Source organism: uncultured Gimesia sp. (assembly GCF_937910335.1).
Classification (GTDB): Bacteria; Planctomycetota; Planctomycetia; order Planctomycetales; family Planctomycetaceae; genus Gimesia.
This window is the reverse complement of sequence record NZ_CALEMX010000091.1, coordinates 1-3,917: the sequence shown is the minus strand read 5'-3', so window position 1 is coordinate 3,917 and position 3,917 is coordinate 1. Positions and strand designations below refer to the sequence as shown.

3 protein-coding genes and 1 pseudogene are annotated in these 3,917 nt (G+C 46.2%); 2 read left to right on the top strand and 2 right to left on the bottom strand.

Annotated elements, in window-relative coordinates:
- A pseudogene (locus tag Q0668_RS03685) lies at positions 1 to 396 on the bottom strand (hypothetical protein); the annotation flags it as partial.
- Positions 397 to 942: 546 nt separating this feature from the next.
- Between Q0668_RS03685 and Q0668_RS03680 the strand changes: the two are divergent.
- The gene (locus Q0668_RS03680; RefSeq protein WP_298860044.1) at positions 943 to 1,572 is read left to right on the top strand and encodes a hypothetical protein; all 630 of its coding nucleotides are present in this window, start codon (positions 943 to 945) and stop codon (positions 1,570 to 1,572) included.
- A 29-nt stretch (positions 1,573 to 1,601) separates the two neighbouring features.
- Here Q0668_RS03680 and mtnA read toward each other — a convergent pair whose 3' ends face one another.
- Complete coding sequence (gene mtnA / locus Q0668_RS03675; protein WP_298860043.1) at positions 1,602 to 2,684, bottom strand: S-methyl-5-thioribose-1-phosphate isomerase; 1,083 nt, start codon at positions 2,682 to 2,684, stop codon at positions 1,602 to 1,604.
- Positions 2,685 to 2,921: 237 nt separating this feature from the next.
- On the opposite strand from mtnA, the gene Q0668_RS03670 reads away from it, so the two are divergent.
- Complete coding sequence (locus tag Q0668_RS03670; protein ID WP_298860042.1) at positions 2,922 to 3,599, top strand: DUF1080 domain-containing protein; 678 nt, start codon at positions 2,922 to 2,924, stop codon at positions 3,597 to 3,599.
- Positions 3,600 to 3,917: the final 318 nt, after the last annotated feature.

Genomic DNA, 3,917 nt, shown 5'->3' with positions numbered 1-3,917 from the left:
TGTCTGACCCGCCTTCATACCGACGCTCGGGGCAGTCATCCCATAAGTACCGCCAGGACCCTGAGTCGCACTATAGTAATAAGGAGAACCAACCTGCGGAACAACATTGTTCGGCAGCCAATATTGATTCCCTCCTTTAACATAAGGCCCACCCTGATATCCAGGCACCGGATGCGTAATGGCATCTCGATTCTGAGCAGCTTTTCCAGGTTGCAGTGGTTGCTGAGGCTGTGCACTCGCTGCAGGATCTGGTCGTGGTGTGATTGAACTTGGCGGCGGTGGCAATGTGGATGATTTTCCCAGGTTAGCCCCCGGTATAACTACATCATCAGCATAAAGAGCGACTGAGCCGAATAATAATATCGCCGTCACTTTTATGATTGGAAATCGTGGCATAATTGGTCCCTTACACTCTATGTAAGTAATTCAAAACTTCAGCTTTTAATGATTCGGGGAAGCACAAATCACAATTTCGCGCAGCACGTATTGTGAATCTATACCGAATTTATTAATAATCGCGATTAACAACTGCGCACCCAGAACAGACTGTATCTTTATCTGAACGAATTGAGCCTCTTAACATATGTCATAAGGGTGCCCTCAATCAGCTTGATTGACATTCATCGCGTCTCACAATAACCCTACACCATTATTATTCAGCAGGATCGAAAACCCCGATTTGTTTTCAATCTGACCACCCTTTCGGCAGATTTTGCCGGTTTATTTTCACTGGATGTTCTAACCCTAATTGAAAATATTCTGGTTGTAGCGCGCCTATGTGATTTACATCCTGCGATTTTTGTGATGAACCTGAAGGAAGGGCACTTTAATCATCCGATAAAGAAGAGTACATAGAGAGCATTTCTCTCAACCATCTCAATGCTTTTCACTTTCAGGAAACAGAACCTGCTTACTGTTTTCTGATACAGAGGAATTTCGGATATGTCTACTACAATTTTTACCCTCGCCATTGCAGCTGCCATCGGTGCTGACCCTGCGATTCCTTCTGTAGATCCTGCATTTTCTAACGGCGCCTATAATGCCACTGAAATGTCCCCTGGCTCAAATTATCCCATGACTAGTTCCGGCGTGACCGGCGGAATTTATGGGGACCCGCTCTACCCCTTCGATTCACAATATCCATGGCAGCATGGTTACTTTCAGGAAATTTCGCCTTACAGCGGATATCATTACTTTAAGCCTTATAATTACCGTCATGTGCTTTCGCAGACGCAGACGGCTGCAGGCTGGGGAATTACACCACAGCTTTCCTATTCACAACATTTCTGGAATCGATATCAGGAACAGGCAACCTGGAAAAACTATGCCCTGCCACCGCGAGAGAAGGATATCGAAGAAATTCAGAAAAGAAAAAGGGCCTATCAGGAGCAGCAATCCTCCTCATACCAGCAACAACCAACAATGGTTCCCGTTCAATATCAGAGCCCGCAACAGCAGAACGGCTATCGGCAACAGTATCAACAACCGGCTCAGCAGTTCCGGCAAACGCAACCCATTCAACCACAGTACCCAGCCGCAACACCGCGATTCAATCGGCCACGCGGATATTGAAATCGGCATATCTCTCTTTCGATTCTCCTTCATACAGGATCGGAAGAGAGCACGCGTAAGACTTCCGCTGTGGTAACAGGTTGAATCAAACCACGCTCGGTGATGATACCCGTTATATATTTTGCCGGCGTCACATCAAACGCGGGATTATAAACTTCAACACCATCCGGCGCCGTCTGTTTGCCGAAACCATGTGTAACCTCCTCCGCAAGTCGTTCTTCTATCGGAATCTGTATCCCACTCTCCAGCGACAGATCAAACGTACTGGAGGGAGCAGCGATATAAAATGGGATGTCATGCAGGCTAGCCAATAATGCCACCGAGTAAGTCCCAATTTTATTCGCCGCATCACCATTACCGGCAATACGATCGGCGCCGGTTACAACCGCCTGAATTTTCTCTTCCTGCATCACCCAGCCAGCCATCGAATCGCATATCAGTGTCACAGGAATCTCACGCTGCATCAGTTCCCAGGTTGTCAATCGTGCGCCCTGCAATAAAGGACGCGTTTCATCTGCGTAAACATGAATCGCTTTTCCTTGTCTTGCCGCTTCAAAGAAAACCGCCAATGCAGTCCCGCCTCCCGATGTCGCCAGCCCACCCGCATTGCAATGTGTAAGAACACCGTCCCCTTTGGAAAGCAAAGCGGCTCCGACCTCACCAATTTTCTGACACATCTCCAGATCTTCCTGTTCAATGCGCTGAGCCTCTTCCAATAATCGGGCATGCATTTCAGAATTTGTCAATTGCTGAGAATTCGTGGCCAGCGTTTCTAATCGATCCAGTGCCCAGAACAGATTGACTGCAGTAGGCCGACTTTCAGCTAAATAGCTCGAAACTTCGGTTAACCTCTGATTGAAGTCGATCCGCTCAGAACCAGCGCCAGTTTGCAATCCAAGCACAACCCCATAAGCGGCGGCAATCCCAATCGCCGGGGCACCACGCACACGCAGCTTCTTGATCGCTTCCCAGACCGTTTCCACATCATGACAGTCAATTTCACGAAACTCCATAGGCAGCAACGTCTGATCGATCATCTTCAAATGTCCATCCGTACCACCAATCCAACGCATCGTAGAGACTTCCGGCGACAGTTCATTTTCTAAATTCATATCCCTAAATCTTCCGTTTTCTGACATTCTTCGATTTCATAATTTCCCATTTCTGAACGATTCTACTCGAAATCGCCTCAAACAAAAAACCCTCAGCTTTCACCTGGTTTTCCATTGATTCTTGTAATCTCACTTTGGTATGCTCATTTCTAAATACCTTCTTAAAGATCCTTAAATATCAACAGGATTTTCCTTCCTGAATCACTATCAATTGCGAAATATCAAGGAACCATTGTTATGCGTCAAATCACTACCAGAAATCTTACTGCACTTAGTCTATTAGCCATCGTCAGTTTTGCAGCCGCGCCTGTGAACGCACAAGAACATTGCGAAAGCGACTTCGTATGTATCTTCAATGGACAAAATCTCGATGGTTGGCATGGTGCCACCACTGGATATTTTGCCAAAGATTGTATGCTGATCAGTAAAAAAGAGAGCGGCGGAAATCTTTTCACCAACAAAGAATACAAAAATTTTGTCCTCCGATTCGATTTCAAACTGGAACCCGGCGCCAACAACGGTATCGGTTTCCATGTTCCTAAAGATCTCGATAAAAAAAGCCCGGCCTTCGCTGGTAAAGAAATTCAAATTCTTGATGATACCGCAGATAAATATGCCAAGCTCCAAAACTATCAATATCACGGCTCATTATATGGAACGGCACCAGCAAAGCGAGGTCATCTCAATCCCATTGGTGAATGGAACTCACAGGAAATTTCAGTTGATGGCAACAAAGTCAAAGTCACTCTCAACGGTACCGTTATTGTCGACTATGATATGGCCGACGCCAAGAAAAACGGAACCCTTGATGGCAAAGATCATCCCGGGTTAAAACGAGATACAGGCTACCTTGCCCTCTTGGGACACGGCGCCAGAATCGAATTCAAAAACCTGCGAGTCAAAGAACTCGAATAGTCACTGCTCATTATTCACCTCTTTACTGGAATAGGGGCGGCAGGGATCGCCGCGCCTCTTCATTTAACAACAGCTCTATAACTGCGACTCTATTCAACAACTGAAATTTCTCCCAAAGACACCCAATTTTGTGGTGTCTTTTTTTATCTTGACACCGTGATGACCCCACCTATTATGCGTTGTTACGCGTCGCGCGCGGGATGCGTTTTATGTGCACTGCTTTTCGCGAACACTGAAGATCTCACTACTATAAAAGTCCCTTTGTTTTGAAAATCTTCACCTGATAAATCGCCACCGGTTCCCAATGTCTCGTAACTT

What these genes read in the sequence shown, in the direction of transcription:
- Q0668_RS03680 (WP_298860044.1), top strand. Translation starts at nt 943, where the DNA reads ATGTCTACTACAATTTTTACCCTCGCCATTGCAGCTGCCATCGGTGCT.
- mtnA (WP_298860043.1), bottom strand. Translation starts at nt 2,684, where the DNA reads ATGAATTTAGAAAATGAACTGTCGCCGGAAGTCTCTACGATGCGTTGG.
- Q0668_RS03670 (WP_298860042.1), top strand. Translation starts at nt 2,922, where the DNA reads ATGCGTCAAATCACTACCAGAAATCTTACTGCACTTAGTCTATTAGCC.